General features: G+C 62.7%; 28 protein-coding genes. 16 read left to right on the top strand and 12 right to left on the bottom strand.

The window, feature by feature from the left end:
- Positions 1-62 precede the first annotated feature (62 nt).
- From LB519_RS09315 to LB519_RS09285, 7 genes are all read left to right on the top strand, one after another.
- Positions 63-590 carry a flavin reductase gene (locus LB519_RS09315; protein WP_013532115.1) on the top strand — a complete coding sequence of 176 codons (528 nt, stop codon included), beginning with the start codon at positions 63-65 and terminating at the stop codon, positions 588-590.
- Complete coding sequence (locus LB519_RS09310; RefSeq protein ID WP_013532114.1) at positions 587-1,516, top strand: AAA family ATPase; 930 nt, start codon at positions 587-589, stop codon at positions 1,514-1,516. Before LB519_RS09315 ends, LB519_RS09310 begins: the two co-directional genes overlap by 4 nt.
- Positions 1,517-1,519: 3 nt before the next feature.
- The gene (locus LB519_RS09305; protein ID WP_224619601.1) at positions 1,520-2,764 is read left to right on the top strand and encodes a vWA domain-containing protein; all 1,245 of its coding nucleotides are present in this window, start codon (positions 1,520-1,522) and stop codon (positions 2,762-2,764) included.
- Between the two features lie 60 nt (positions 2,765-2,824).
- The gene (locus tag LB519_RS09300) at positions 2,825-3,163 is read left to right on the top strand and encodes an XdhC family protein (protein ID WP_063167827.1); all 339 of its coding nucleotides are present in this window, start codon (positions 2,825-2,827) and stop codon (positions 3,161-3,163) included.
- Positions 3,164-3,228: 65 nt separating this feature from the next.
- Positions 3,229-3,933, top strand: a complete 705-nt coding sequence (locus tag LB519_RS09295) for an XdhC family protein (RefSeq protein WP_013532111.1) — start codon at positions 3,229-3,231, stop codon at positions 3,931-3,933.
- Positions 3,930-5,540, top strand: a complete 1,611-nt coding sequence (locus LB519_RS09290; protein ID WP_224619599.1) for an NTP transferase domain-containing protein — start codon at positions 3,930-3,932, stop codon at positions 5,538-5,540. The genes LB519_RS09295 and LB519_RS09290 overlap by 4 nt, the downstream gene beginning before the upstream one ends.
- Positions 5,541-5,572: 32 nt before the next feature.
- Positions 5,573-6,463, top strand: a complete 891-nt coding sequence (locus LB519_RS09285) for an alpha/beta hydrolase family protein (RefSeq protein ID WP_224619597.1) — start codon at positions 5,573-5,575, stop codon at positions 6,461-6,463.
- A gap of 29 nt (positions 6,464-6,492) precedes the next feature.
- Here the strand turns inward: LB519_RS09285 and LB519_RS09280 are convergent, their stop codons facing one another.
- Positions 6,493-7,545, bottom strand: coding sequence for a DUF1176 domain-containing protein (locus tag LB519_RS09280; RefSeq protein WP_027162645.1), 1,053 nt, complete (start codon positions 7,543-7,545; stop codon positions 6,493-6,495).
- 138 nt (positions 7,546-7,683) lie between these two features.
- Here LB519_RS09280 and LB519_RS09275 point away from each other — a divergent pair, with 138 nt between their 5' ends.
- Positions 7,684-8,190 carry a DUF1993 family protein gene (locus LB519_RS09275; RefSeq protein ID WP_027162644.1) on the top strand — a complete coding sequence of 169 codons (507 nt, stop codon included), beginning with the start codon at positions 7,684-7,686 and terminating at the stop codon, positions 8,188-8,190.
- A 61-nt stretch (positions 8,191-8,251) separates the two neighbouring features.
- Here LB519_RS09275 and LB519_RS09270 read toward each other — a convergent pair whose 3' ends face one another.
- Entirely contained in the window at positions 8,252-8,416 is a 165-nt protein-coding gene (locus tag LB519_RS09270) for a hypothetical protein (RefSeq protein WP_023706483.1), read from the bottom strand.
- Between the two features lie 309 nt (positions 8,417-8,725).
- On the opposite strand from LB519_RS09270, the gene LB519_RS09265 reads away from it, so the two are divergent.
- From LB519_RS09265 to LB519_RS09255, 3 genes are all read left to right on the top strand, one after another.
- Complete coding sequence (locus tag LB519_RS09265) at positions 8,726-9,181, top strand: hypothetical protein (RefSeq protein ID WP_013532105.1); 456 nt, start codon at positions 8,726-8,728, stop codon at positions 9,179-9,181.
- Positions 9,182-9,295: 114 nt separating this feature from the next.
- Positions 9,296-10,363: an aldo/keto reductase gene (locus tag LB519_RS09260; RefSeq protein ID WP_127370093.1), complete on the top strand. Its 1,068-nt coding sequence runs from the start codon at positions 9,296-9,298 to the stop codon at positions 10,361-10,363.
- A 51-nt stretch (positions 10,364-10,414) separates the two neighbouring features.
- Positions 10,415-11,680, top strand: coding sequence for a cysteine desulfurase-like protein (locus LB519_RS09255; RefSeq protein ID WP_224619594.1), 1,266 nt, complete (start codon positions 10,415-10,417; stop codon positions 11,678-11,680).
- Positions 11,681-11,695: 15 nt separating this feature from the next.
- Here LB519_RS09255 and LB519_RS09250 read toward each other — a convergent pair whose 3' ends face one another.
- From LB519_RS09250 to LB519_RS09210, 9 genes are all read right to left on the bottom strand, one after another.
- Entirely contained in the window at positions 11,696-12,724 is a 1,029-nt protein-coding gene (locus LB519_RS09250; RefSeq protein ID WP_224619592.1) for a histone deacetylase family protein, read from the bottom strand.
- Complete coding sequence (locus LB519_RS09245) at positions 12,721-13,233, bottom strand: GNAT family N-acetyltransferase (RefSeq protein WP_013532101.1); 513 nt, start codon at positions 13,231-13,233, stop codon at positions 12,721-12,723. The genes LB519_RS09250 and LB519_RS09245 overlap by 4 nt, the downstream gene beginning before the upstream one ends.
- 25 nt (positions 13,234-13,258) lie before the next feature.
- A complete protein-coding gene (locus LB519_RS09240; RefSeq protein ID WP_224619590.1) occupies positions 13,259-14,188 on the bottom strand; it encodes a 3-keto-5-aminohexanoate cleavage protein in 930 nt (309 codons plus the stop codon).
- A gap of 4 nt (positions 14,189-14,192) precedes the next feature.
- Entirely contained in the window at positions 14,193-15,572 is a 1,380-nt protein-coding gene (locus tag LB519_RS09235) for an aspartate aminotransferase family protein (protein ID WP_224619588.1), read from the bottom strand.
- Position 15,573: 1 nt separating this feature from the next.
- Positions 15,574-17,217, bottom strand: a complete 1,644-nt coding sequence (locus LB519_RS09230) for a N,N-dimethylformamidase beta subunit family domain-containing protein (RefSeq protein WP_224619586.1) — start codon at positions 17,215-17,217, stop codon at positions 15,574-15,576.
- 8 nt (positions 17,218-17,225) lie between these two features.
- Positions 17,226-17,990, bottom strand: coding sequence for an amino acid ABC transporter ATP-binding protein (locus tag LB519_RS09225; protein WP_063167835.1), 765 nt, complete (start codon positions 17,988-17,990; stop codon positions 17,226-17,228).
- The gene (locus tag LB519_RS09220) at positions 17,987-18,646 is read right to left on the bottom strand and encodes an amino acid ABC transporter permease (RefSeq protein WP_224619585.1); all 660 of its coding nucleotides are present in this window, start codon (positions 18,644-18,646) and stop codon (positions 17,987-17,989) included. The genes LB519_RS09225 and LB519_RS09220 overlap by 4 nt, the downstream gene beginning before the upstream one ends.
- 12 nt (positions 18,647-18,658) lie before the next feature.
- Positions 18,659-19,306 (bottom strand): amino acid ABC transporter permease, encoded by a 648-nt coding sequence (locus LB519_RS09215; protein ID WP_013532095.1) that lies wholly within the window; start codon positions 19,304-19,306, stop codon positions 18,659-18,661.
- A gap of 64 nt (positions 19,307-19,370) precedes the next feature.
- Entirely contained in the window at positions 19,371-20,153 is a 783-nt protein-coding gene (locus LB519_RS09210; protein WP_224619583.1) for an ABC transporter substrate-binding protein, read from the bottom strand.
- Between the two features lie 135 nt (positions 20,154-20,288).
- Between LB519_RS09210 and LB519_RS09205 the strand changes: the two genes are divergently transcribed.
- Positions 20,289-21,248, top strand: a complete 960-nt coding sequence (locus LB519_RS09205; RefSeq protein ID WP_224619582.1) for a LysR family transcriptional regulator — start codon at positions 20,289-20,291, stop codon at positions 21,246-21,248.
- 15 nt (positions 21,249-21,263) lie between these two features.
- Here LB519_RS09205 and LB519_RS09200 read toward each other — a convergent pair whose 3' ends face one another.
- Complete coding sequence (locus LB519_RS09200; protein WP_224619580.1) at positions 21,264-21,680, bottom strand: acyl-CoA thioesterase; 417 nt, start codon at positions 21,678-21,680, stop codon at positions 21,264-21,266.
- Positions 21,681-21,877: 197 nt separating this feature from the next.
- On the opposite strand from LB519_RS09200, the gene LB519_RS09195 reads away from it, so the two are divergent.
- The 4 genes from LB519_RS09195 to LB519_RS09180 all read left to right on the top strand — a co-directional run bounded on the left by LB519_RS09195 (position 21,878) and on the right by LB519_RS09180 (position 24,394).
- Positions 21,878-22,126 carry a ParB N-terminal domain-containing protein gene (locus LB519_RS09195; RefSeq protein WP_013532091.1) on the top strand — a complete coding sequence of 83 codons (249 nt, stop codon included), beginning with the start codon at positions 21,878-21,880 and terminating at the stop codon, positions 22,124-22,126.
- Positions 22,127-22,325: 199 nt separating this feature from the next.
- Positions 22,326-22,811: an SRPBCC family protein gene (locus LB519_RS09190; RefSeq protein ID WP_224619578.1), complete on the top strand. Its 486-nt coding sequence runs from the start codon at positions 22,326-22,328 to the stop codon at positions 22,809-22,811.
- 40 nt (positions 22,812-22,851) lie between these two features.
- Positions 22,852-23,808, top strand: a complete 957-nt coding sequence (locus LB519_RS09185; RefSeq protein WP_224619577.1) for an alpha/beta fold hydrolase — start codon at positions 22,852-22,854, stop codon at positions 23,806-23,808.
- Between the two features lie 187 nt (positions 23,809-23,995).
- Complete coding sequence (locus tag LB519_RS09180) at positions 23,996-24,394, top strand: GFA family protein (RefSeq protein ID WP_013532088.1); 399 nt, start codon at positions 23,996-23,998, stop codon at positions 24,392-24,394.
- The last annotated feature ends 102 nt before the right edge of the window (positions 24,395-24,496 follow it).

The raw sequence follows: 24,496 nt of genomic DNA, 5'->3' as shown, positions 1-24,496 counted from the left end.
GCTTGTGGCGGGCTATGTCTGGCCATATATGTCGATAGGATCCTGACAATGGAAAAAATACGGTGCTGAAGAAGAACGACATTGGGCCGCAGGCCTATCGCGACGCGATGAGCCACTTTGCCGGCCACGTCCATGTGGTCACCACCGACGGGCCGGCCGGCAAGCGCGGCGCGACGGTGATCGCGGCCTGCTCGGTTTCGGACACCCCGCCGACCATTCTGGTCTGTCTCAATCGCGAAAATCCCAAGAACGAACCGTTCGTGAAAAACGGCAGGTTTGCCTTGAACACCCTGGCTTCCCACCAGGAGCCGCTGTCAGTCGGCTTTTCCGGAATCACCGGCTTGCCGGTCGAGGAGCGCTTCGCGCTCGGCGAATGGGACGTGATCTCCACCGGCGCGCCGACGCTGAAGGGTGCGCTCGCCGTGTTCGACTGCGAATTGATCGATACCAAGGACCTGGCCACCCATCGTGTGCTTTTTGGCAAGGTGACAGGCCTGCGGATGGGCGATAATTTGCGGCCGCTGATCTATCACGCCCGCGGCTACCACGTACTGGAAAGCGGAGCGGCGGCGTTCACGGAGAAAGAATGACCGAGCTGAAACCGCGCGCCGCGCCACGGACGATCGACGAGACGCTCGATCTCCTGACCGGTGCGGACTATGTGGCGGACCGGTCGCTGGCGACCGTACTGTTCCTGTCGTTGCGTATGAAGCGGCCGCTTTTCCTTGAGGGCGAGGCCGGCGTCGGCAAGACCGAGATCGCCAAGGTGTTGGCACAGGCGCTCGGCCGCCGGCTGATCCGCCTGCAATGCTATGAAGGCCTTGACGTCTCGTCCGCCGTCTACGAGTGGAACTACGCCGCGCAGATGATCGAGATCCGCATGGAGGAGGCGGCCGGCAAGGTCGAGCGCTCCGCCATGGAGCGCAACGTCTTCTCCGAAAAATACCTGATCCGCCGCCCGGTGCTCGATGCGCTGACCGGCAAGGCGGGGGCTGCCCCGGTTTTCCTGATCGATGAGCTCGACCGCACCGACGAGGCGTTCGAGGCCTTCCTGCTCGAAATCCTGTCCGACTTCCAGGTGACGGTGCCCGAGCTCGGCACCATCAAGGCGGAAGAGCCGCCGATCGTCATCATCACCACCAACCGCACCCGTGAGATCCACGACGCGCTGAAGCGGCGCTGCCTCTATCACTGGGTCGACTATCCCAATGCCGAGCGCGAGTTGGAGATCGTGCGCCGCAAGGTGCCGCAGGCCAACCAGCGCCTTTCGGCCGAAGTTGTCTCCTTCATCCAGAAGCTGCGCCAGATCGAGCTGTTCAAGGTGCCGGGTGTCGCCGAAACCATCGACTGGGCCGGCGCGCTGACCGAGCTCGACAAGGTGGCGCTCGATCCGGAAACCGTCTCCGATACGATCGGCGTGCTGTTGAAATACCAGGACGACATTGCCCGCATCGAGCAGGGCGAAGGCCGGCGCATCCTCAACGAGGTGAAGGCCGAGCTTTCGGCGGCGGAGTAGGCGATGCCGCGCCCCGAGCCAAAAGAGGCCATGCCGCACGGGCGGATCGCCGACAACATCGTCTATTTTGCCCGCACCTTGCGCAAGGCGGGCATGCGGGTCGGGCCGGCCTCGGTCAAGGACGCCATCGAGGCGGTGCTCGCCGCGGGCATCGGTTCGCGCGACGATTTCTACTGGACGCTGCACGCCGTGCTGGTGTCGCGGCATGAGGATCACGCCATTTTCGACGAGGCCTTCCGGCTGTTCTGGAAGTCGCGCGAACTGATCGAAAAGATGCTGGCGATGTTTTCGCCGGTGGCGCCCGACACCAGGGAAAAGCAGAAGCCACGCGCCGCTGAAAACCGGGTCAGCCAGGCGATGTTCGAGGGACACCAGAAGAACCAGCCGCTACAGGAAATTCCCGAGATCGAGGTCGACGCCCGCTTCACCTTTTCCGGCAACGAGGTGCTGCGGGCCAAGGATTTTGCCCAGATGAACGCCGCCGAGATGGCCGACGCCAAGAAGGCGATCGCGCAGTTGCGGTTGCCTTTCGACATGGTGCGGACGCGGCGCTTCAAGGCCGATGCGCATGGCCGCCGCATCGATCCGCGCGCCATGATGCGTTCGGCCGCGCGCACCGGCGGCGAACTGATCCTGCCGAAATTCCGCTCAGCCCGCGAGGTTCATCCGCCGCTGGTCGTGTTGGCCGACATTTCCGGCTCGATGAGCCAGTACACGCGGATTTTCCTGCATTTCCTGCATGCGCTGACGGAAAAAAGGCGTCGCGTGCACACCTTCGTCTTCGGTACCCGGCTGACCAATCTGACGCGGCAGATGCGCCATCGCGACCCGGATGCAGCCCTTGCCGACTGTTCGGCGGCGGTCATGGACTGGTCGGGTGGCACCCGCATCGGCGACACGCTGGCCGAGTTCAACCTGATATGGTCGCGTCGCGTGCTGGGGCAGGGGGCGGTCGTGCTTCTGATCACAGATGGGCTGGAGCGCGACGATGTCGCCGGCCTGTCGGAGGAGATGGAGCGCCTGCACAAATCCTGCCGGCGGCTGATCTGGCTGAACCCGTTGCTGCGCTTCGACGGCTTCCAGGCGCGCGCCCGTGGCGTCAAGGCGATGCTGCCGCATGTCGACGAGTTCCGCTCGGTGCACAATCTCGATGCGCTCGCCGATCTCTGCGCGTCATTGGACAAGAAGTCGGCACAATCCGTCGATCCGCGCCGATGGCTGGAAGCTGGCGCGAGGCGCGCCGCATAACCATATCCTTCCCATCCGGAAAACAGATCCCGAGAAAAACAGACTTCTGGAGAAACGGTCATGGAAAACAGCATTTATCTGGATGAGGCCCGCGACCCGCTGATCATTGCGGAGGGCTGGATGAAGGACGGCAAGGACGTGGCCATCGCGACAGTGGTCGAGACCTGGGGTTCGGCGCCCCGACCTGTAGGCAGCCATCTGGTCATCGACGCACACGGCAATTTCCATGGCTCCGTCTCGGGCGGCTGCGTCGAAGGCGCTGTGGTCAGCGAGGCCATCGACGTCATCGACAGCGGCAAGGCCAGGATGCTGGAGTTCGGTGTTGCCGACGAAACCGCATGGCAAGTGGGCTTGTCCTGTGGCGGCCGCATCAAGGTGTACGTGGAAAGACTGGGCTAGAGCATGATCCCAAAAAGTGGGACCCGGTTTTTGGACAAGATGATGCTCGGACAAGAGATTTCCTGATGGATCCCTACGCCTTAAAAACTTTGAACGCCGAACGACGCGCCCGCCGTGCGGCGATCCTTGTCACCGATCTCGGTGACGGCCGCGACCGGATCGTGCGCGAGGGCGATCACGTCGCCGGCGATCTCGGAACCGCGATCGCCAGGGCGTTTCGCACCGGTAATTCCGGTTCGGTCGAAGCCGAGGGGCGGACTTTCTTTCTCAACGCGCATCTGCCGCAGCCGCGTCTGGTCGTGATTGGCGCTGTCCATATCAGCCAGGCGCTGGCGCCGATGGCGAAGATCGCCGGCTATCCCGTGGAGATCATCGACCCCCGCACCGCTTTCGCCACGCCGGACCGCTTTCCCGATGTGGCGCTTCATGCCGAATGGCCGGAGGATGTGCTGAAGCGTCAGCCGCTCGACAGCTACACCGCACTTGCCGCCGTCACCCATGATCCGAAGGTCGATGATTTCGCCCTGAAGGCAGCACTAGACGCCAACTGCTTCTATGTCGGCGCGCTCGGCAGCAGGAAGACGCATGCCAAGCGTGTCGAACGTTTGCTGGCGCTGGGCGCGAGCGCCGACCAGATCGCCCGTATTCATGCGCCGATCGGGCTCGATATTGGTGCTGCCAGCCCGGGAGAGATTGCTGTTGCGGTGTTGGCCCAGGCGATCCATGCCTTCCGCTCGCGCGGGCTGGACGCAAAAGGTGCGGCGGCGTGAAATTCGGACCGATCCCGATCGAGACGGCGGAAGGCGCGGTGCTGGCACACTCCACCACCGCTGGTGAACGCCGCTTCCGCAAGGCGCATAGGCTGAGCGCCGAAGATGTGGCGCTGCTACGGACTGCCGGTGTTTCCGAGGTCGTTGCGGCTGTTCTGGCTGAGGACGACCTCGGCGAGGATGCGGCCGCGCAAACGATTGTCGAGAGCATGGCCTTTCGCGGCATCGAAGCCAAGCCTGCCGCGACCGGGCGGGTCAACCTCCATGCCAAGGCGCCGGGCATCTTCACGGTCGATGCCGCTGCCATCGACGCCATCAATGCCATCGATCCCGCCATCACCATCGCCACGCTGGCGCAGCATGCGCCGGTCGAGAAAGGCCAGATGGTCGCGACGGTGAAGATCATTCCCTTCGCGGTCGGTTCAGCGCTGGTCGACGCTGCGACAGAAATCTGCGCCGCAGGCGAGATCTTTGCCGTCAATGCCTACCGGCCCGTGCGTGTCGGCGTCATCCAGACGGTTCTGCCGGGCATCAAGCCTTCCGTGCTCGACAAGACGCTGCGGGTCACCGAAGCACGGCTGGCGCGCACCGGCGGCAGGCTGACGGCCGAGCGCCGCACGGCGCATGAGATCGCGCCGGTGGCGGAGGCCACGGCTTCCCTGGTGCGCGACAATGACGTGGTGGTGATCTTCGGCGCCTCGGCGATGAGCGATTTCGCCGATGTCATTCCCGCGGCGATCGAGAAAGCGGGCGGTACCGTCGTCCGCGCCGGTATGCCGGTCGATCCCGGCAATCTGCTGGTGCTCGGTGCGCTCGGAGGCAAGCACGTCATCGGCGCGCCCGGCTGCGCCCGCAGTCCCAAGGAGAACGGGTTCGATTGGGTGCTGGACCGATTGATCGCCGGTCTCGACGTGACCGCCAGGGATATTGCCGGCATGGGGGTCGGCGGGCTGTTGATGGAAATCCCCACACGGCCGCAGCCGCGCGAACCGCTGCCGGCCAAATCTCAACTGAAGGTCGGCATCGTGCTGCTGGCGGCCGGCCGGTCGAGCCGCATGGGCGGGCCGAACAAGCTGTTGGCGCTGTTCGACGGCAAGCCGCTGGTGCGCCGCACCGCCGAGCGGGCGCTTGGCTCGAAGGCGTCCAGAACTGTCGTCGTCACCGGCCACCAGCGCGAGCGGGTGCGCGCTGCGCTGGCGGGCCTCGACGTGACCTTCGCCGACAATCCTGATTTTACCGACGGCTTGTCCACGTCGCTGAAGGCCGGCATTGCCTATCTGCCGGAGGACTCCGCCGGTGTGATGATCGCGCTCGGCGACATGCCCGATATCACGTCCGACGATCTCGACAGATTGATCGATGCGTTCCGCAAGGGCGGCGGCAATGCGGTGGTCCGCGCTTCGCATGACGGCAAGCGCGGCAATCCGGTGCTGTTGCCGCGTTCGCTGTTTCCGGCGATCGCCCATCTGGAGGGCGACACCGGTGCACGCCATCTGGTCGAGACCGAAGGGCTCGATGTCATCGATGTCGAGATCGGCGCGGCGGCGTCTGTCGATGTCGACACGCGCGAGGCGCTGGAAGGCGCCGGCGGTGTGCTGCAGGATTGACAAACCCAAGCCGAATTACGCATGCGTTGGGTATGTCTTTTCGCCGCCAAATTTTCTGTGCCTTTGCAGTCACGACCGCGTTGCTGTCGTCGGCCGCGCAAAGTCAGACGCTGTCCCTAAAACCCTTCAAGGACGATCTCTTCGCCTATCCGCCCACGCTGTCGTCCGACAGCAACGGCGCCTACACGGTCATCGACTACCGCGAGATGCGCGACATCAACCAGCGTGACCAGGTGCCCGAGCGGCGGGTGAACGCCCAATATACCGACGCCAGCGTGCGCAAGGTGCAGCAGGATCTGTTGCTGAAAACCGACGCCGGCGATATCAGGCATGTCGCCGTCGGCAAGAGCGAGGGCGCCGGCATCATCGTGCTTTACCTGCACGGGCAGGGCGGCAGCCGCAAGCAAGGCGTCGACGACTTCACCTTCGGCGGCAATTTCAACCGGCTCAAGAACCTGATGGCCGGCAATGGCGGCCTCTATCTCAGTCCGGATTTTACCGATTTCGGCGACAAGGGAGCGGCGCAGGTGGCGGCGCTGATCGGTCATTATGCCGAACGGTCGCCAGGCGCGAAGATCTTCGTCGCCTGCGGCTCGATGGGCGGCGCGCTGTGCTGGAAGCTTGCCGCGCGCAAGGACATGGGCGGCCGCATCAACGGCCTGCTGCTGCTCGGCTCGCTGTGGGATGAGAGCTTTTTCACCAGCCCAGCATTCAAGCGCCGTGTGCCGGTCTTTTTCGGCCAGGGCAGTCACGACGTGGTCTTCCCAGTGGCAAATCAGGAGGCATTCTTTCGCTCGATCCTGGCCAAATCGAAGACTTACCCGACCCGTTTCGTTCGTTTCGAGACCGGCACCCATGGCACCCCGATCCGCATGACCGACTGGCGCGGCACGCTCAACTGGATGCTATCGAAGTCGCCCTGATCGACACAGCCTGCAAGCCCGTGTGACGCTCAAGGCGCAGTGTTGTAGTCGACGACAGTCTCGGGATTTTGCTCGCCGTCATAGGATGCATCGACGTCGTACTGGACCAGCGAGAAATTGCCGTTGCGGAACAGATACGTGCCGGCGTCGGAAGCATCGCCGACCCCGCGCCACTTGTTGAACGTGGTGATCGTCTGGGTGGCCTCGTCGTAGTCGGAATTGACCGCCCAGCCGGACGTCTGGAAACCGACGATGCTCATGCCCAGCAATTTGCCGTTGCTGTCATTGTTCTCGTAGCGGATGTCCATCTTGGGTTCGGCGAATTGCAATTGCTGCACGGCCGATATCTCGTCGGTCATATAATAGACCGAGCTTTCATTGTAGGCGGCGGCCGAGCAGGAAAAATGGAACAGCCGCGTCTCCTTGTCGGGGTCGCCGGGCTGCGCATCCTTGTCCTTGTATTTGATTGAAAAGACCGTCGGCTCGTCGGCCAGGAACTGTTTGTCGCACTGGCCGCCATAGGTTGCCAGAAACGCCTTCTTTGCCTGCTCCAGCGCAGTGTCCTTCTTCGGTGGCGGCGGCCCGTCGCCGCAGCTTGGCGGCAGCGCCTCCTCGAAATCGGCGGTGGAGGGTTTCAGTGCCCCCTTCTCGATGTGGATCGGATCGAAGGGTGGCTCCGCCTGGATCTGGGCATTCACCTGGCGCAGCGTGTAGCAGCCGGCAAAAACCTTTTCGCCGCCGCTCTTGTCGGTGGCGCGGATGGCGACGGGCACGTTGTAGAAAATGCTGCCGGCCGCACCTTCGTCGGAAACCGCCCCGGTCAAGACCTCGACCTTGTCGGTGCCGTCATAGCCTTTGACGAAACTGTCGAAATCCTTTGCCGGTTTTGTATCGCCGAAATACCCCCAGGCGCGAGCGAATTCGTGCCGGCTGATGGCGCTGTAGAGCGAACGCACAACAGCATCGGCGCTCGACCGGTCGTCGACATAGGGCGTTTCGCGGGCATCTTCGGCTGCCAAGGTCGTTTGACCGATCGGGGCAAGGGAGAGAAAGGCAGTCGCTGCGAAAAGGGCGCATCTCATCGGGAACCTCCGCTCGATAAGAGGATTCTACGACGGCGATTGCGGCAACGTGGTGACGCGGCGTCGGCGGCCTTGAAAAATCCTGCACGAAGGCGCTACGTCGCGTCCGCCGGCGCTGGGCCGGGCAGGAGATTTGACGTGACGATATCGATGTATGAGGCATCCGTGCCGGTGTTTTCGGCCAGGCTGAAAGCGCTTTCCAATGTGCTTGCGACCGCCGAACAGAATGCGCTGGACCGCAAGATAGACCCGCAGGTTTTTCTGACGGCGCGGCTGGCGCCGGACATGTTCGCCTTGACCAGGCAGGTGCAGATCGCCACCGATCATGCCAAGGGCGCGCCGTCACGGCTCGCCGGCCGCGAAGTGCCGAAATACGAGGACAATGAGGCGAGTTTTGCCGATGTCCAGGCTCGCATCACGAAGACGCTCGACCTTCTCGCGACATTTTCGGCTGCCGAATTCAACGGCTCCGATGACAAGATCATCGAGCTGAAGCTTGGTGGACGCGAAAGCTCGATGCCCGGCCTGCAGTATCTGCTGCATGTGGCCATGCCCAACTTCTATTTTCATCTCACCACGGCTTACGACATCCTTCGCCACAATGGCGTACCGTTGGGCAAGGCGACATTCCTGGGATCGCGCTAAGGAATTGAGTTTTTTGGAGGTGTCCCGGACCGATCCGGGACATCCTGAACACCGGATGCAGCTAGCGAACGGACATTTCGCGGGCGATGCGGGGGAAGTCGGCCGGCTTGATCCCGATGTCGGCGCGGTCGGCATTGCTCATCGAATGAAGCAGCGCGAGCGCCGAGCGGTATCTCAGATGTTCCTGCGGCCGAGGCCGGGCGAACATTTCAGTGAAGAAACCCATGATTCAAGCCCCAAATTGGTCCTCCACGGCTGCCAATATAGGTGAATCGTGACAATTGTGCAGTGCAGCATTTGCATACCTGCCATGTCTTGGCGAATTTTTTCGCCATTTTCCGCAACCGGGTGAAACTTTTGCTGACGCGCATCGTAGCCTCGAATGCTGGCTGCATGGCTGCCACGAGGCGACGGCTAAATTCGTTGAGATCGGTGCCATGCATTTTTAACGAGCCGGTTCTATGCTTCGATACCCGAATGGTCGGGCGAGGGGGAGGCTGACATCGCTACTGGCGCCAAGCGGGATTTCGCTTCGTTGCTCGACGACCTCTTCATCGCCCCCGACAAGAATGGCGAGGGCGAAGCGGCCGGCGCTCGTCCATCCATCCCGTTCGACTATCTTTCGGTGGCCGATGAACTCCATTCCGGCCGCATCAAGGTTTCCGCTGCCGAATATCGCGAGGCGGGCGCGGATCTGGCGACCGAATTCGCCGCTTTGCTCGATCATGCCAAGCTGGTTCTCGCCGGCGAAGAGCCAAAGCCCGAGGAAAAACTGCCGCCGATCGATCCCGAAGCCATCGCCGTCGAACTCGGCCTCAATCAGCCCAAGCAGGTCGCCGATTTCGGCCGTATGCGCCGCAGCTTTGCCTTTGCCAACCATCCCGACCGCGTCGCCCCACATTTGCGCCAGCGCGCCATGATCCGCATGCAAGTGGCCAACATGCTGATCGACGAGGCCAAGCGTCGTGCACTGGCCGGTGCTCGCCGCTAACCCGGCTGGTTCACGCAAAAGTCGGCCTGGCGAGGCTTGGAGAGCGGCTCTGCTTTGCCTATAGATGCGGCTCCTCCGCGCAGTCGCGCCAGCCTTCCTCCGGAGCCGAATTCCATGCACAAACGCCGTCTCGGTCGGACTGATCTTCTTGTTACCCAGATCTGCCTGGGCTCCATGACCTGGGGCCAGCAGAACACCGAGGCCGAAGGCCACGCCCAGATGGACCTGGCTTTCTCGCGCGGCGTCAATTTCATCGACACTGCCGAGCTCTATCCGATCCCGCCCAAAGCGGAGACGCAGGGGCGGACCGAAAAGATCATCGGCAGCTGGATGAAGGCCAAGGGCAACCGCGACAAGGTGATCTTGGCCTCGAAGGTCGTCGGCCGCACGGCCAACAGCTGGTTTCGCGGCGACAGGCCGTCGCAACTGGTGCGCGCCGATATCTTTGACGCCATCGACAAGTCGCTGGCCAAGCTCGGCACCGACTACATCGACCTCTATCAGATCCACTGGCCGGAGCGGGATATCCCCTGGGGCGCCAACCCGACGCGCGTCGGCGCCGTGTCGCCACGCGCCGATTCCGTCGGCGCACCGGCCGGCGAAACGCCGATCGCCGAGACGCTTGCCGTGTTTGACGAATTGGTGAAGGCAGGAAAGATCCGGCATTTCGGCCTGTCGAACGAGAGTTCCTGGGGCGTGATGCGGTTCCTTGCCGAAGCCGACCAGGGTATCGGCCCGCGCGTCGCGTCGATCCAGAACGCCTATAATCTCGTCAACCGCACCTTCGAGGTGAATCTCGCCGAGGTCTGCGAGCGCGAGCAGGTGTCGCTGCTGCCCTATTCGCCGCTGGCGCAGGGCTATCTCACCGGCAAGTACGACCACGGCGCGCGGCCTCAGGGCTCGCGCACGCAGCTGTTCAATCGCGGCCAGCGCTACGAGACGCCAGGTGCCGCCGAGGCACAACTCGAATACAATGAGCTGGCGCGCTCCTTTGGCCTGGAGCCGGCACTGTTTGCCAACGCCTTTGTCTCGAGCCGGCCGTTCGTGACCTCGAACATCGTCGGCGCGACGACCGTTGCGCAGCTCGATATGGCGCTGTCTTCCGTCGACGTCGTCTGGACCGACGAAATGCAGAAGGCGGTGGATGCGATCCACCAGCGGGTCGGCAATCCCTGTCCTTGAACGGGGATTGCTGGCCGAATATCCAACGATTACAATGGGAGAAGGGCGGCAATGAATTTTCCGATCGAGGCTATCCGGGGAAAATTTCCCGCTCTCTCTCTGACCGACAAGGGCCGCCGCCGCATCTATCTCGACAACCCTGCCGGCACGCAGGTGCCACAGGCAGTGGCGGATGCGGTATCGCGCTGTCTCTTGACCACCAATGCGAACCTTGGCGGCTACTTCGAAACGACGATTGCCGCGCAGGCCGTCGTCGATGAGGCACATGAGGCCATGGCCGATTTCCTCGGCGCCGCAAGTCCTGAGGAAATCATCATCGGCGCCAACATGACGACGCTGACCTACCACATCTCGCGCACGCTCGGCCGCACGATGCAGCCCGGCGACGAGATCATCCTCACCCGCATGGACCATGAGGGCAACGTCTCGCCCTGGCTGCAACTGGCCGAGGATCACGGCCTCGTCGTGCGCTGGCTGCCGTTCGACGAAACCAGCTGGCAGGTCGAGGAGGCGACGCTGGCTGGCTTGCTTTCGGAGAAGACACGGCTGGTCGCGTTGAACTACGCCAGCAATTTGACCGGTTCGATCAACCGGGTGAAGGCGCTGACTGCGATAGCCAGGAATACCGGTGCGCTGGTCTATGTCGATGCCGTCCAATTCGCGCCGCACGGGCTGATCGACGTGCAGGAGCTCGGCTGCGATTTCCTGATCTGCTCGGCCTACAAATTCTTCGGCCCGCATATGGGCATATTGTGGGGCCGCCGTGATGTCATCGAGACGCTGGAGCCCTACAAATGCCGCTGCTCTTCCAACGGTCTGCCGGAGCGGTTCGAACTCGGCACGCCGCAGATCGAGCTGATGGCCGGCCTCACCGCCGCGGTCGACTACTTTGCCGACCTTGGCGCGGCGGCGGGCGAAGGCGGTTCAAGAAGACACAAGATCGCCAAGGCGTTTGCGGTTTCGATCGCTTATGAAAACCCGCTGGCGCAACAGTTGATCGACGGCCTGTCCGATATCGAGGGCCTGACCATCCACGGCATCACCGATCCGAAGCGGCTCGGCGATCGCGTGCCGACGGTTTCCTTCACCGTCGATGGCATCGTGCCCGAAACGATCGTACGGCTGATGAACGCCGAAAAAATCTTCCTGTGGTCCGGTCACAACTACGCCTGGGAGATCGTCCACCAGCTCGGCATTCCGGCCGAGCATGGCGTCGTGCGCATCGGCATTGCTCACTACAACACGGCAGCCGAAATCGACGAAACGCTGGAAAGTGTGCATCGGGTCATCGCCATGCTCAGGCAGCAGCGCTCCTGACGCTGGCTTGAGCATTCACCGCATCTTGCCGCCGAAACCAGTGAGGAACGCCGTGAGATTGTCGCCGAGTTCGTCGCAGAGGTAGCCGCCCTCCTGGACGATGACCGTCGGTAGGCCGAGCTTTGCGATGGCCTCGCCGATGCGCGAGAAGCCAGGCGTCGTCACCGAAAGTCCGCCGAACGGATCGCCCTCGAACGCGTCGAGGCCGAGCGCCACAACGAGCGCGTCGGGCGAAAAGGCACGGATACGCTGGAAGGCCACCTCGAGCGCTTCGAGAAACGCCGCGTCGGCGGATTTGCGCGGCAGCGGCAGGTTGAAATTGTAGCCGAGGCCGGGCCCTTCGCCGCGCTCGTCGGCATGGCCCCAGAAGAACGGATAGAAGCGCACCGGATCGGCATGCAGCGAGACGGTCAGGACATCAGGCCGTGCATAGAAGATGCCTTGCGTGCCGTTGCCGTGATGCAGGTCGACATCGAGGATCGCCACCCGTGCGGCCTGTTTACGCAGAACCTGCGCGGCGACGGCCGAATTGTTGATGAAACAGAAGCCGCCGGCGACATCGGCAAAGGCATGGTGGCCGGGAGGGCGGCACAGCGCGTAGGCGGCCGGTGCGCCTGATATCACCGCCTCGGCCGCATCGACCGCGCTCCAGGCGCTCCATAGCGCGCTCTGCCATGTCTCGCCCGAGATCGGGCAGGCGGTGTCGGCCATGTGATAGCCGGCCTGGCCGACCGCCGAGGCCGGATAGGAGCCGTTGCGCGCAATCGGATGGATGTTCGGGATCACTTCGGCCGAAGCGCCCTCGATGCGCTGCCAGCGCGCGTAGATATGCTCGAGGAAATCCAGATATTCCGGCGTGTGCACCGCCGCGGCCGGGCCGAGCCCATGATCCCGAGGTCGCTCGATCGTGCAACCCGCAGATAGTGCGCCGACTAACAATCTCTCGATGCGCTCCGGCTTTTCCGGATTGGGCTGTGCCGCGCCGTTCGAAAGAAAGGCCCTGGGGTCGTGGCGCTTCTGTTCCTCGGCATAGAAGGCTTTCATTCCTGATCCCCGTTTTCCGGCGCGTCGGCGAAAGCAAAGAAGGCCTCGCCGATGATTTTTTGGGTCTGTTCGTAGCTCGACCAGGCGATGCCCAGCCTCTCGTAGAAGGCCTTGGCCCCTTCATTGTCGGTGTCGACGGACAGCCGGAGATAGACGCCGCCTTCCTTCCGGCACTGCGCCGCAACACGCCGCAGCAGCCGCTCGCCGATCTTGCGGCCGCGAAAACGATCCTCGACATAGAGGTCCTGCACATAGACGCCAGGCCGCCCCATCCATGTCGAAAAGATCGGGAAATGCAGGCAAAGGCCGGCAAACTCGCCGCCCACTTCGGCGATCAGGGTGGAGAAAGCGGGCTTTTCACCAAAGCCGTAGGTGCGCAAATCATCTGCTGTCGAAATGATCTCCTCGGGCGCACCGATATGCGTGCCGAGTTTCAGGATCGCGGCGTGGATGGTTTCGACGTCTTCCACTCGGCCGGGGCGGAGGCGGATTTTGGGCGAGGCAATCATTTCAGGTTCATCTCAGATCAGCATCTCAAAACGCCACCCGGTCGCCGCCCTTGAGCGCCAGCATGTCGCGCGCTTCGGTGGGCGTTGCAACCTCCAGCGACAGCCCGTCGAGAATGCCACGGATACGGCGCACCTGATCGGCATTGGATTTCGCCAGCTGGCGGCCGTCATAGAGACTGTCCTCCAGCCCGACACGGACATTGCCGCCCATGGCTGCTGCAATTGAGATCAGCGGCATCTGCTGGCGGCCGGCGGCGAGCACCGAGAACTGGTAGCTGTCGCCGAACAATTTGTCGGCGATCCGCTTCATGTGGACGAGATTGTCCGGGTCGGCGCCGATGCCGCCCAATATGCCAAGGACGAATTGGATGAACAGCGGTCCCGACACCAACCCCCGATCGCGAAAATGCGCCAGCGAATAGAGATGGCCGACATCATAGCATTCGAATTCGAAGCGCGTGCCGCAGCCCTTTCCCAGTCTTTCCAGCACCGCTTCCGTATCGGCGAAGGTGTTCTTGAAGATCGTGTCGCGGGTGGCTTCCAGCAGCTTGGGTTCCCATTCGTGCTGCCATTCCCTCGGTTTGTCGAGCATCGGGAACAGCGCGAAATTCATCGAACCCATGTTGAGCGAGCACATTTCGGGTTCGGCCCGCAAAGGGGCTGCCAGCCGCTGGTCCAGCGTCATCAGCGACGAGCCGCCGGTGGTGATGTTGATGACCGCATCGGTCGCCTGTTTGATGCGCGGCAGGAACTGCATGTAGACGTCCGGATCGGCGGTCGGGCGGCCATCTCTGGGGTCGCGGGCGTGCAGATGCAGGATCGAGGCGCCGGCTTCCGCCGCCGCGATCGCGTCGGCGGCGATCTGATCCGGCGTCACGGGCAGATAGGGCGACATGGACGGCGTGTGCACCGAGCCGGTGACGGCGCAGGTGATGATGACTTTTCGCGAGGCCATGCTTTTACCCTCCGACCGGCAGGTCGAGCTCGGCGGCCAGAACCTCCAGCGAGTCACCGATGATGGAGATGATCTCGCCGACCTGCTCGGCCGTGACGATCATCGGTGGCGCGACCATGAAATTGTCGCCGTCGACGCCGCCCTTGACCCTGCGGCCATAGATGATCAGCCCGCGTTCATAGGCGAGGTCGAGCAGCCGCTGCGTGGCTTTCTTGTTCTGGTCGATCGGTTTTAGGGTCTCGGGATCGGCGACCATCTGGGCGCCGGTGAGCAGGCCCTTGCCACGCACGTCGGCAAGGAACGGAAACCGCTTCGCCAGGCCTTTAAGCCCGTCCATCAGCACGTCGCCCATGGCTGCCGCATTGGCGATCAGGTCGAGCCGGTCCATTTCGCCGAGCACAGCCAGGCCGGCGGCACAGGCCAGCGGATTGCCGGCATAGGTGTGGCCGTGCTGGAAGCCGCCGGAGGCGAGCAACGGCTGCACCAGCCGCATCGGTGCGGCGAGTGCGCCAAGCGGCGCATATCCGGAGCCCAGCCCCTTCGACAAGGCGACGATGTCTGGCTTGCAGTTCCAGTGATCGCCGCCGAGGAATTTGCCGGTGCGGCCGGCACCGCTCATGACTTCGTCGTGGATGAGCAGGATGCCGTAGCGGTCGCAGATCTCGCGGATGCGTGGATAATAACTGTCCGGGGCCACCAGCGCCGCGGTCGCCGCACCGCCGATCGGCTCCATGATGAAGGCAACCACGCTGTCTGGACCTTCCGCAAGAATCTTCTCCTCCAGCATGTCGGCATAGCGGATGCCGCGCTGCTCAATCGAGAGATTGTCGCGGTCGCGCCAGGCATTCGGCGCCGGCACGGTTGGCATCACCCGCATCATCGGCTCGAACGTTTCGGCCAGCGCATCGTCGCCGGTGATCGAGAGCGAACCCAACGTGCCACCATGATAGGAGGGGAAACGCGTGATCACCTTCCAGCGGCTGGCCTGGCCGGTGGCGACCGCCCATTGCCGCGCCAGCTTGATGCAGGATTCCGTCGCCTCCGAGCCACCGGAGACGAAGAAGATGCGGTCCATGCCCTCCGGCAGCTTGCCGGCCAACTCCCGCGCCAACTCCTCCGCCGGCTCGTTCTCGAAATGCAGCCGATAGGCGAAGGTGGCGCGGTCCATCTGCCGCTTCATGGCGTCGAGCACATTGCGATTGGAATGGCCGATATTGGCCACCATCGGGCCGCTCGAGCCATCGATGAAGCGGCGGCCGTCCTGCGTCCACATGTAGATGCCTTCGGCGCGGTCGATCAGCGGCCGGCGCAGGCTGGACAGATAGAACAGATGCGAGTCTCGCCGGGCTTCGGTTTCTTGAACGGCGGATTGGACTTTCGACATGTCAGGGCTTTCCGAGGTAACGATCGAGGACATTTTTCGTGACGCGTTCGACCATCGGGTCCTGTCTTAGCAGGCCGGCGACCCATTCGCAGCTTCCGGCATGAAACACCTCGCCCTTGCCGCGCGGGAAATTGACGATCATGCCGTTGCCGCGTTTGACCTTTTCCAGATTGGCGTCGCTCGCCTCGCCAAATAGCGTTTCGGCGGTGAAGCGGCCGTCTTCGTCGGTGAGGAACTGGTCCTCGATCGGGATATCGGCGCTTTCCTCGACCTGGGAGGCCATGCCGACGGCGAGAACCTGCAGGCCATCTGGCGCGCCGCTGGTCGCAGTCGGGTAGGGCAGGCCGCCGCGTATCTCGAAGTCGAGCCCGTCGACCTCATAGCCATAGACATGGCTGTCGGCGCCCAGCAGGTCGCCATAGTAGATGCCGGTGCCGGCGAAGGCCCAATGCTCGGGCCGGTAGACCGGGAAACCACGCACGCCGCGCGGTGCACAGCCGCCCCAGCCGGCATAGACACCGCGCGTCGCGTTGAGCCCGAAGGTCGCCGAACCCGGCCGGCCAATTTCCGGCGCCTCCCAGGAATTGGTGGCACGGGTGACGTCGCCGTCTGGGAGATAGGCCGGATCTTCGGCACGCGAGCGATATTTGTAGCAGACCTGCCGGCGGCCCTCGTCTTCGAACCGCGTCTGCCACATGAAATTGCCGGCAAAGCGCGCCGCATGGCCGCCGCGGGTCACATAGGCGTCGACGGCATCGCGCATTTCCCAGGTCCAGTATTCGTCATGGCCGACGAACACGGCGCAGTCGTAGCCGTCGAGAATTTCCGGCGAAAAATGCAGATCATGCTGGCTGGCGAGATCGACGCCATAGCCGGCCTGTTCGGCGAAGCGGAAAAAATGGCTGTCGTAGCTGGCCCAGCCGGACGAAGCGTATTTCTTCGAATGGCCGGTGGCGAGCGCCCACTCCATGTGCGGATAGCGCGGCACGGTCTTCGGCGGCACAGCGACCTCCAGCGGCACACGCGGCGCATCCTTGGGCAGCACGACGAAGCCACGGCACCAGGGGCGCTGCGTCGAGACGATGGGCGAATACTGGTTGCGATCCGGCCCGGTGATGCCCTGATAATGGTTGGAGCCGCCCCATGTGTTGTAGGCCAGCCATGTGCCTGTCGCCGCCACCTGGAGCACGCGGCCAGGTTTGCGGCCCGGCTGCGGGCAGACGATGAAAATATGGTGGCATTGGATCGGCTTGCCGTCGAGCCCATCGGCGGTCAGCGTGACCCGATAGGCGCCGGACGGCCAGCCCGCTCCGACGCGAAATTCGAAGGATAGGTCCCAACCGCAGCCTTCAGCCGAACACTGGTCGGGTGTGTCCTGCCAGCGTGCCGCGATGCCCGATTTCTCGAATACTTTGTTTTCGCTGCCGCCATCTCGGGTGATTGTGATGCCGAACGTCGCAGGTGTCGAACTGACATGCAACGCCACCGTTTCGCCGGCGCGATAGGAAAACCGGTCGCTGTAGCACCAGATCTCGCCGCGCTCGCCATCCATGCCAGGCCATTCGTAGTAATGGCCGCGCACCGCGTGGCGGCGCTGCTCCGGCGTCAGTCCGAAATCGGGGAATTCCGTGTTTGGGCTGGTCATGGCCATACTCAGGCGGAAAGATATTTCTTGAGGAAGCTGCGCGTGCGGTCCTTCTGCGGCGCGCGGAACATGTCGCCGGGCGGGCCTTCCTCGACGATCACGCCGTCATCCATGAACAGCACCCTGTCGGCCACTTCGCCGGCAAAGCGCATCTCATGCGTTACGATGAGCATGGTCATGTGTTCGGCGGCAAGCTGTTTCATCACCGCGTTGACCTCGTCGACCAGTTCCGGATCGAGCGCCGAGGTGGCTTCGTCGAACAGCATCACCTTGGGCTGCATCGCCAGCGCACGGGCAATGGCCACACGCTGCTTCTGGCCGCCCGAGAGCCGCGAGGGGTAGGCGTCGATCTTGTCGGCGAGTCCGACCTTGGACAAGAGGCTATGCGCCAGCGCATGCGCGTCACTTTTGGTCATGCCTTTGAGGATGATCGGTCCCATGGAAATGTTCTCGATCACGGTCAGATGCGGGAACAGATTGAAGTGCTGAAACACCATGCCCATCTGCTGGCGCACCTTGTTGATGTGCCGCTCGAAGGCATGGCCGTGCAGCTTCTGGTTGACCTGCACGCCGTCGAGCCAGACTTCACCGGAGTCCAGGGATTCCAAATGGTTGATGGAGCGCAGCAGCGTGCTCTTGCCGGAGCCACTCGGGCCGATGATGGCGACGATCTGCCCGCGATCGACCGACAGGCCTATGCCTTTGAGAACCTCGACGGCGCCAAACGATTTGCGCGCGCCGCGAACCTCGACCATTGGCCGCTGCGTGCTCATCGGGAAACCTCCACATGTCTTTCAAACCGACGCAAAGCCGCCTCGAGCACAAGATTGAGAATGTAATAAAGCGCCGCTGCGGTGATGTAGAACTCGAACGGGCGGAACGTTTCGCTGATCGCCAGCTGGGCCGAATGGACCAACTCGGCGATGCCGATGACCGAGACGATCGAGGATTCCTTCAACAGCGCGATCAGATTGCCGCCGATCGGTGGTGCCGTGTTGCGGATGGCTTGCGGTATCACGACATGGCGCAGCGTCTGCCACTTGCCGAAGCCGATGCTGCGCGCACCCTCCGTCTGGCCGACATCGACGGCCACGATGCCGGCGCGGATGATGTCGGCATTGTAGACGGCAAAGTGCAGGCCGAGCCCAACAATGCCGGCGGCAAGGGCAGGAATGTCGATGCCGATCTGCACCAGGCCAAAATAGATCAGGAACAGCTGCAACAGCAGCGGCGTACCCAGGAACACCCACATGAGGGCGCGCACGGGATAGGCGACGATCTTCGGAGCGTAGAGCACGATGACCGCGAACAGGATGCCGCCGACGAAGCTGAGTGCGCCCGCCGAGACCGTTAGCACCGCCGTCCACCAGGCACCAATCAACAGAAGGTCCCAGTAGGGCGCGACGACGGTGAAATCCAAACCTTGCATCGTGCTCTCCGGTCAGACGATGGCGAAGCGTTTGTCGAGCAGGTCGACGACCCGCGCAACCGCGTAGACCATGATCATGTAGAGCAGGGCTGCAACGCCGAATATCTCGAACGGCTTGTAGGTGGAGCCGATGAAGCGCTGGGCGGTGTAGGTCAGTTCGACGACTGAAATGGTCGACACAAGTGCTGATCCCTTCAACAAAGCAACCGTATTGACCCCGAGCGGCCGGATCATCAGCCGTGCGGCCTGCGGCAGCACGACCTTGCGCAAGGTCTGGAAACGGCTGAAGCCTATTGTGCGGGCGGCCTCCGTCTGGCCCCTGTCGACCGCGACCAGCGCTCCACGGATCGATTCCGCCATATAGGCGCCGATGTTGAGACCGAGGCCGATAACGCCGGCGGCGAACGGCTCCAGATTGATGCCGATCTGCGGGCCGCCGAAATAGAGCACGAAGAGCTGGATCAGGCACGGCGTGCCGCGAAACAGGCTGACATAGACCGTGCCGATGGTCCGCAGGATTGCCGATTTCGACATCTTGGCGGCCGCGGCCAATGAAGCAGCCGCGAGGCCCAGGATCAGGGCCAACACCGTGATCTCGATCGTCACCAAGGCGGCCTCCACGAAGAACGGGAAGACGCGCTGCATCAAGGAGAAATCCATGAAAGGGTCCAGCAGGAGTAACGCTCGGCTTCAGGCGGCTTTGGTCGCCTGAAGCCAGGAGAGATCAGCGGATGTCGCTGCCGACCCACTTCATCGAGATCTTTTCGTAGCTGCCGTCCGCCAGCATGTCGTCCAGCGCCTTCTGCATCGCAGCCTTGAGCTCCGGATTGTCCTTGCGGATGGCGATGCCGATGGCAACAGCGCCGCCTTCGATATCGGGCGTGTTGAGCTTGCGGACCTTCTCGCCCGTCTCCTTGACGGCAACCATGACCGGAATGTTGTCGACGACTATCGCGTCGACGCGGCCGGCCCTCAGCTCCAGCAGCAGTTCCGGCAGGCCCTTGTAGGTACGGATATCCCAGCCGCCCTTTTCGCGCGCCCATTTCTCATGCGTTTCGCCCAGCGTCACGCCAATGGTCTTGCCCTTGAGGTCGTCGAGGCTCTGCACTTTCGACTGCTCGCTGACGAAAACGGCGCGGCCGGCGTGGTAGTAAGGCCCGACGAAATCGACCACCTTTTCACGCTCAGGCGTGATCGTCATCGAGCCAACGACGGTGTCGTATTTGTTGGCGAGCAGGCCGGCAATGATGCCGTCCCAGGCCGTGGTGATGATGGTGCCCTTGACACCGATGCGCTCGGCGATGGCCTTGCCGATATCGGCGTCGAAACCGACGACTTCATTCTGGTCGTTGACGAAGTTGAAGGGCGGATACTGACCGCTCATGGAAATCTTCAGCTCGCCCGCCGCCTTGATCTTTTCGAGGTCGTCGGCCCTGGCCGAAACGGCACTGAAGGTCGACGCAAGCAGCAGGGCCGCAACGGCGATGCCGGAAAATACTCTGTTCATCTGATTTCCTCTCCTCTGGATGGCGCGCAAGGTTTGTTCTTGGGAGGCGTGCAGACGCTTTCCTGTCATCAATGATTGCCTTTGCGGTATCATTGCGCAAATAGATAATGCGAATAGAGAGCATAGATGTCAGGAATGGTACTTCCACGCCCCGAACGGCTGGTCTGGGATCTCGACTGGAACCTTCTGCGGACATTCGTCGTCATCGCGGAGGTGAAGGGCATCACGCGAGCTGCGGAGCGACTGAACCTCAAGCAACCCAGCGTCAGCAATGCTCTGCGGCGGCTGGAGGACCGGGTGGGCCGGCGTCTGGTCGAGCGCGACGCGACGCGCTTCGAACTGACCGAGGTCGGGCGGCTTCTCTACGAGCAGAGCGTCGAGGTGTTCGGCACCATATCGCAGTTGCCGCTGCTGATGCGCGGGATCAGCGACGATGTTACCGGCCATGTGATGATCGCGACGGCAAGCCATGTCGTCTCGCCGCTCTTTGATCAGGCGCTGTCCGAGTTCCACAGCAACTACCCGCACGCCAGCATCACCATTTCAGTCGCAGCAAGCACCGAAGTCGCCAAGCAGGTGAGGGAGCGGCGTGCTTCCTTCGGCATCTGCCTGGTCAGCCAGCGCGATCCGGCGCTGGAATATGCGATGGTCTACCGCGAGTTCTTCGGCTTCTTCTGTGGGCCGCAGCACAGGCTTTACGGGCAAACCGGGCTGACGCTGACCGATCTCCGGGGCGAGCCCTCGGTATCGTTCCAGACCGACCATATCTCGGATGCGTTGCGGCCGGTCGCGCTGTTGCGCAGCGAGGCCCGGCTCAACGCCGATGTCGTCGGCGTGTCCTCGAGCCTGGAAGAGGTGCGGCGCATGATCGTCGCCGGGTTGGGCATTGGGCCGCTGCCGCTGCACGTCGCGCGGCGGGACGTGGCGGATGGAATGCTGTGGCGGCTGCCGCCCTATGACGCGCCGCCGGCCATCGACATCTTCCTGCTGGTCAATCCGGACAAGGTGATGAACCGCGCCGAGAAGGCGCTGCTGTCAGGGCTGCAGACGCTGATTGCCGACACGCCCCTCGAGGACCGCATCTACATAGGCTGACGGGCGGAGACAGGCTTATTCGATCAGGAAGACCGAAGAGCGGTCGCGCATCGGCTCGTCCAGAGCGACCGAGGCGCGCGCGGCAAGGTCGAAGCGCACGCTTGTCGTCCGGCTTGATGCGCGGACAATGCCGTCGAGCGAGCCCAACATCACCTGTTCGAAGGTGATGGAGGTGCGGCCGATCTTCACGACATGCGAGCGGATGGTGATGAGCGCACCGGCTTTCGTTTCATGCCGATAGTCGATTTCGGTGCGCACGTCGGCCCATCCGATCTGCGACGCCTGGTTGTCGTCCTGTCCGGCGATATGGCCGAGAAGCTGGAAGCTGGCATCATCGAACATCGCCGCGTAGTGACGCACATTCACGTGCCCCATTACGTCGCACATCCAGGGATGAGCGACGCCGACAAAGGTGACGAGAGATTTGCTCATGGGGATTTGCTCCGTGGCCTTCGACGATCGCGCAGACGCAATATCGAAACGCGCGACGACAGGCAAACGATCTGCTGTCCCTGGCATCTTCGAACCGAGAATGGCCTTCGGACTTCGTATTCGTTAGCCGCACCCTTGGCCACCTCCATCAAACGGACTATCTCAGGGGTGGCGGCGTTTCCGCCACGGGGGTCGGCATGCTCAGAGTGCAAAAGGTCAAGGTCGACGAGATCTACGTGCCGACGGCGCGCAAGAAGACGCTGCATCCCGAGACCGTCCGCCATCTCGCCGAGGACATTCTGGAAAACGGCATGAAGACGCCGATCCAGGTCCGCCATGACGGCAAGCGCCACATCCTCGTCGAAGGCCTGCACCGGCTGGAAGCGGCAAAGTGGCTCGGCGAGACCGAGATCGAGGCCTATCTGGTGCAAGCCAAGCGCCACTGAGGCTTTGGCCCATCGATCACTTTGTCATCCTCGGGTCTCCGCGACGGAGCTGCGTTCCTGCTCCGCCCGTGGATGACGAAGGTGAGTGACGCCTCGGGTCAATCGAAACGGTGTCGCAAAATTTTCGCTGGCCGATGTCGGCTTGCGGTTCATCGGCTCGTCCTTGGGACGGAAGCCAGATCAAACGCAGGACGCCATCATGACCACCAAGCTCGACATCGCCCCCACCAACGACCGCGAACTGGTTCTCGCCCGCATCATCGATGCGCCGCGCGAGAGCGTCTATCGCTGCTGGACCGATCCGAAACTGATCACGCGCTGGTTCTCTCCAAAACCGTGGACGACGCCGCGCGCGGAGATGGATGTGCGCGCCGGTGGCTCGAGCCTTGTCGTCATGGCCAGCCCGGACGGCAACGAGTTCCCCAACCCAGGTGTCTTCCTCGAAGTCGTTGCCGGCAGGAAGATCGTCCTCACCGACGCCTACACTGAGGCTTGGCAGCCTTCGGAAAAGCCGTTCATGACCGTCGCGCTGACCTTCGAGGACGAGGGCAACGGCAAGACCCGCTACATCGCTCGGGTCAGGCACTGGAGCGTCGCCGACCGCGAACAGCATGAGAAGATGGGGTTCCACGAGGGCTGGGGACAGTGCGCCGACCAGCTCGAAGAACTCGCCAAAACGCTTTGATCCGCATAACGCCTTGATATCGACAGGAGAGGAGATCGATATGTTCAAAACCCTGTTTTTCGCCATTTTTGCTTCGGCCGCAGCACTGCTTGCCTGCCCGGGCATCACCAATGCAGAGGAGACAAAACCTGCCATGACGACTGAAACGAATGCACTGCCGAAGCCGGAAAAGTCCGGCCTTCTGACGATCAACGGCCTGAACTACTACTATGCGATCTATGGCAAGGGCGAGCCGCTGCTTCTGCTGCATGGTGGTCTTGGCACCACGGATATGTTCGCGCCGATCCTGCCGAAACTTGCCGAAAACCGCACCGTCATCGGCGTCGACCTGCAGGGTCACGGCCGCACCGCGCTGGGTGACCGACCATTCACCGTGGAGGCGATGGGCGACGACATGGCCGCCATCGTCGAGGCGCTCGGTTACAGCCAGGTCGATGTCATGGGCTATTCGCTAGGCGGCGGCGTCGCCTTCCGCATGGCCGTCCAGCATCCCGAAGCGGTGCGCCGCCTCGTCCTGGTATCGACCGGCTACGCCACGGACGGCTTCTATGACGAGATGCGTCCGCAGCAGGCACAGGTGAGCGCAGCCGCGGCTGAGTTCATGAAGGACACGCCGATGTACAAATCCTACGTCGCGGTGGCGCCGCATCCGGAGGAGTTCCCGAAGCTCCTCGATGCGCTGGGCGGCTTCATGCGTCAGAACCGCGATTACTCGGCCGACGTCGCCAAGCTGAAGATGCCTGTCATGCTGGTCTATGGCGACAGCGATATGTACAAGCCCGAACACGAGATCAAGTTCTATCAGATGCTCGGCGGCGGACTGAAGGACGCCGGCTGGATGCGCGAGAACCTGTCGCAGAACCGCCTGGCGATCCTGCCCAACCGCACCCACTACGATGTCTTCTTCGCCCCGGAGCTGACGGCCGCCGCGCTGCCGTTCCTAAACGGCCAGACCAAGGTCAAGACCTGGGACGAGGTCGTCGGCGAAATGGAGTGAACGCCAAAACCGCCGGCTGTTGGCGGGCAGCCGGCATTCCGTGGCTCCATGACGGCTTTCGGCGTTATGGCTTCATCCCAACTCGCATCAGCACAAGCGATGACATTGCATCAAAGCTTTTCAATTGACCCAATCGGCCCCGCCGATACGTTGCGCGCCTATTCTCTCCCACCAGTGGATCCAGACAATGGCAAGATATGAGGGCGGATGCCTGTGCAAGGCGGTGCGCTACCGCGCGGATGCGGCTCCCATCAACGAACGCGTCTGCCACTGCCGGCTTTGCCAGAAGGCGATCGGCGCCGCCTTCAACGCACGCGTGCTGTTTCGCATCGAGGACGTGACGATCGATGGGCCGCTGGCGACTATAGGCTCTTCACCGGATCTCAAGCGCGGCTTTTGCCCGAGCTGCGGCACAACGCTGTTCTCCCGACGTGATTCCGCAGGCATTATCGGCATCACCACCGGTTCGCTCGACGATCCCACGGTTTTCAAGCCGCAAATGCATATTTTCACGGCCTCGAAGCAGCCTTGGCTGGTGCTTGATGACGGCCTGCCGAAATACGAAGGCGCCCCTCCGCCAGGCTAATTTTTCCCTTCTCCCCTTGTTGTGGAAGAAGGTGGATCGACGCGCAGCGCCAGGGGAAGGGAAGAGCGCAAGCATGGCCAAAATTTAATCCAAATCGACACG

It is taken from the genome of Mesorhizobium sp. AD1-1 (assembly GCF_020164655.1).
In the GTDB taxonomy this organism is placed as follows: Bacteria; Pseudomonadota; Alphaproteobacteria; order Rhizobiales; family Rhizobiaceae; genus Mesorhizobium; species Mesorhizobium ciceri.
This window is presented reverse-complemented; position numbering and strand designations above follow the sequence as displayed.

Excerpts from the sequence above, each read along its gene's own strand:
- LB519_RS09310 (WP_013532114.1), top strand. The coding sequence starts at position 587 with ATGACCGAGCTGAAACCGCGCGCCGCGCCACGGACGATCGACGAGACG.
- LB519_RS09305 (WP_224619601.1), top strand. The coding sequence starts at position 1,520 with ATGCCGCGCCCCGAGCCAAAAGAGGCCATGCCGCACGGGCGGATCGCC.
- LB519_RS09300 (WP_063167827.1), top strand. The coding sequence starts at position 2,825 with ATGGAAAACAGCATTTATCTGGATGAGGCCCGCGACCCGCTGATCATT.
- LB519_RS09295 (WP_013532111.1), top strand. The coding sequence starts at position 3,229 with ATGGATCCCTACGCCTTAAAAACTTTGAACGCCGAACGACGCGCCCGC.
- LB519_RS09285 (WP_224619597.1), top strand. The coding sequence starts at position 5,573 with ATGTCTTTTCGCCGCCAAATTTTCTGTGCCTTTGCAGTCACGACCGCG.
- LB519_RS09280 (WP_027162645.1), bottom strand. The coding sequence starts at position 7,545 with ATGAGATGCGCCCTTTTCGCAGCGACTGCCTTTCTCTCCCTTGCCCCG.
- LB519_RS09270 (WP_023706483.1), bottom strand. The coding sequence starts at position 8,416 with ATGGGTTTCTTCACTGAAATGTTCGCCCGGCCTCGGCCGCAGGAACAT.
- LB519_RS09260 (WP_127370093.1), top strand. The coding sequence starts at position 9,296 with ATGCACAAACGCCGTCTCGGTCGGACTGATCTTCTTGTTACCCAGATC.
- LB519_RS09255 (WP_224619594.1), top strand. The coding sequence starts at position 10,415 with ATGAATTTTCCGATCGAGGCTATCCGGGGAAAATTTCCCGCTCTCTCT.
- LB519_RS09250 (WP_224619592.1), bottom strand. The coding sequence starts at position 12,724 with ATGAAAGCCTTCTATGCCGAGGAACAGAAGCGCCACGACCCCAGGGCC.
- LB519_RS09245 (WP_013532101.1), bottom strand. The coding sequence starts at position 13,233 with ATGATTGCCTCGCCCAAAATCCGCCTCCGCCCCGGCCGAGTGGAAGAC.
- LB519_RS09240 (WP_224619590.1), bottom strand. The coding sequence starts at position 14,188 with ATGGCCTCGCGAAAAGTCATCATCACCTGCGCCGTCACCGGCTCGGTG.
- LB519_RS09235 (WP_224619588.1), bottom strand. The coding sequence starts at position 15,572 with ATGTCGAAAGTCCAATCCGCCGTTCAAGAAACCGAAGCCCGGCGAGAC.
- LB519_RS09230 (WP_224619586.1), bottom strand. The coding sequence starts at position 17,217 with ATGACCAGCCCAAACACGGAATTCCCCGATTTCGGACTGACGCCGGAG.
- LB519_RS09225 (WP_063167835.1), bottom strand. The coding sequence starts at position 17,990 with ATGAGCACGCAGCGGCCAATGGTCGAGGTTCGCGGCGCGCGCAAATCG.
- LB519_RS09220 (WP_224619585.1), bottom strand. The coding sequence starts at position 18,646 with ATGCAAGGTTTGGATTTCACCGTCGTCGCGCCCTACTGGGACCTTCTG.
- LB519_RS09215 (WP_013532095.1), bottom strand. The coding sequence starts at position 19,306 with ATGGATTTCTCCTTGATGCAGCGCGTCTTCCCGTTCTTCGTGGAGGCC.
- LB519_RS09210 (WP_224619583.1), bottom strand. The coding sequence starts at position 20,153 with ATGAACAGAGTATTTTCCGGCATCGCCGTTGCGGCCCTGCTGCTTGCG.
- LB519_RS09205 (WP_224619582.1), top strand. The coding sequence starts at position 20,289 with ATGGTACTTCCACGCCCCGAACGGCTGGTCTGGGATCTCGACTGGAAC.
- LB519_RS09200 (WP_224619580.1), bottom strand. The coding sequence starts at position 21,680 with ATGAGCAAATCTCTCGTCACCTTTGTCGGCGTCGCTCATCCCTGGATG.
- LB519_RS09195 (WP_013532091.1), top strand. The coding sequence starts at position 21,878 with ATGCTCAGAGTGCAAAAGGTCAAGGTCGACGAGATCTACGTGCCGACG.
- LB519_RS09190 (WP_224619578.1), top strand. The coding sequence starts at position 22,326 with ATGACCACCAAGCTCGACATCGCCCCCACCAACGACCGCGAACTGGTT.
- LB519_RS09185 (WP_224619577.1), top strand. The coding sequence starts at position 22,852 with ATGTTCAAAACCCTGTTTTTCGCCATTTTTGCTTCGGCCGCAGCACTG.
- LB519_RS09180 (WP_013532088.1), top strand. The coding sequence starts at position 23,996 with ATGGCAAGATATGAGGGCGGATGCCTGTGCAAGGCGGTGCGCTACCGC.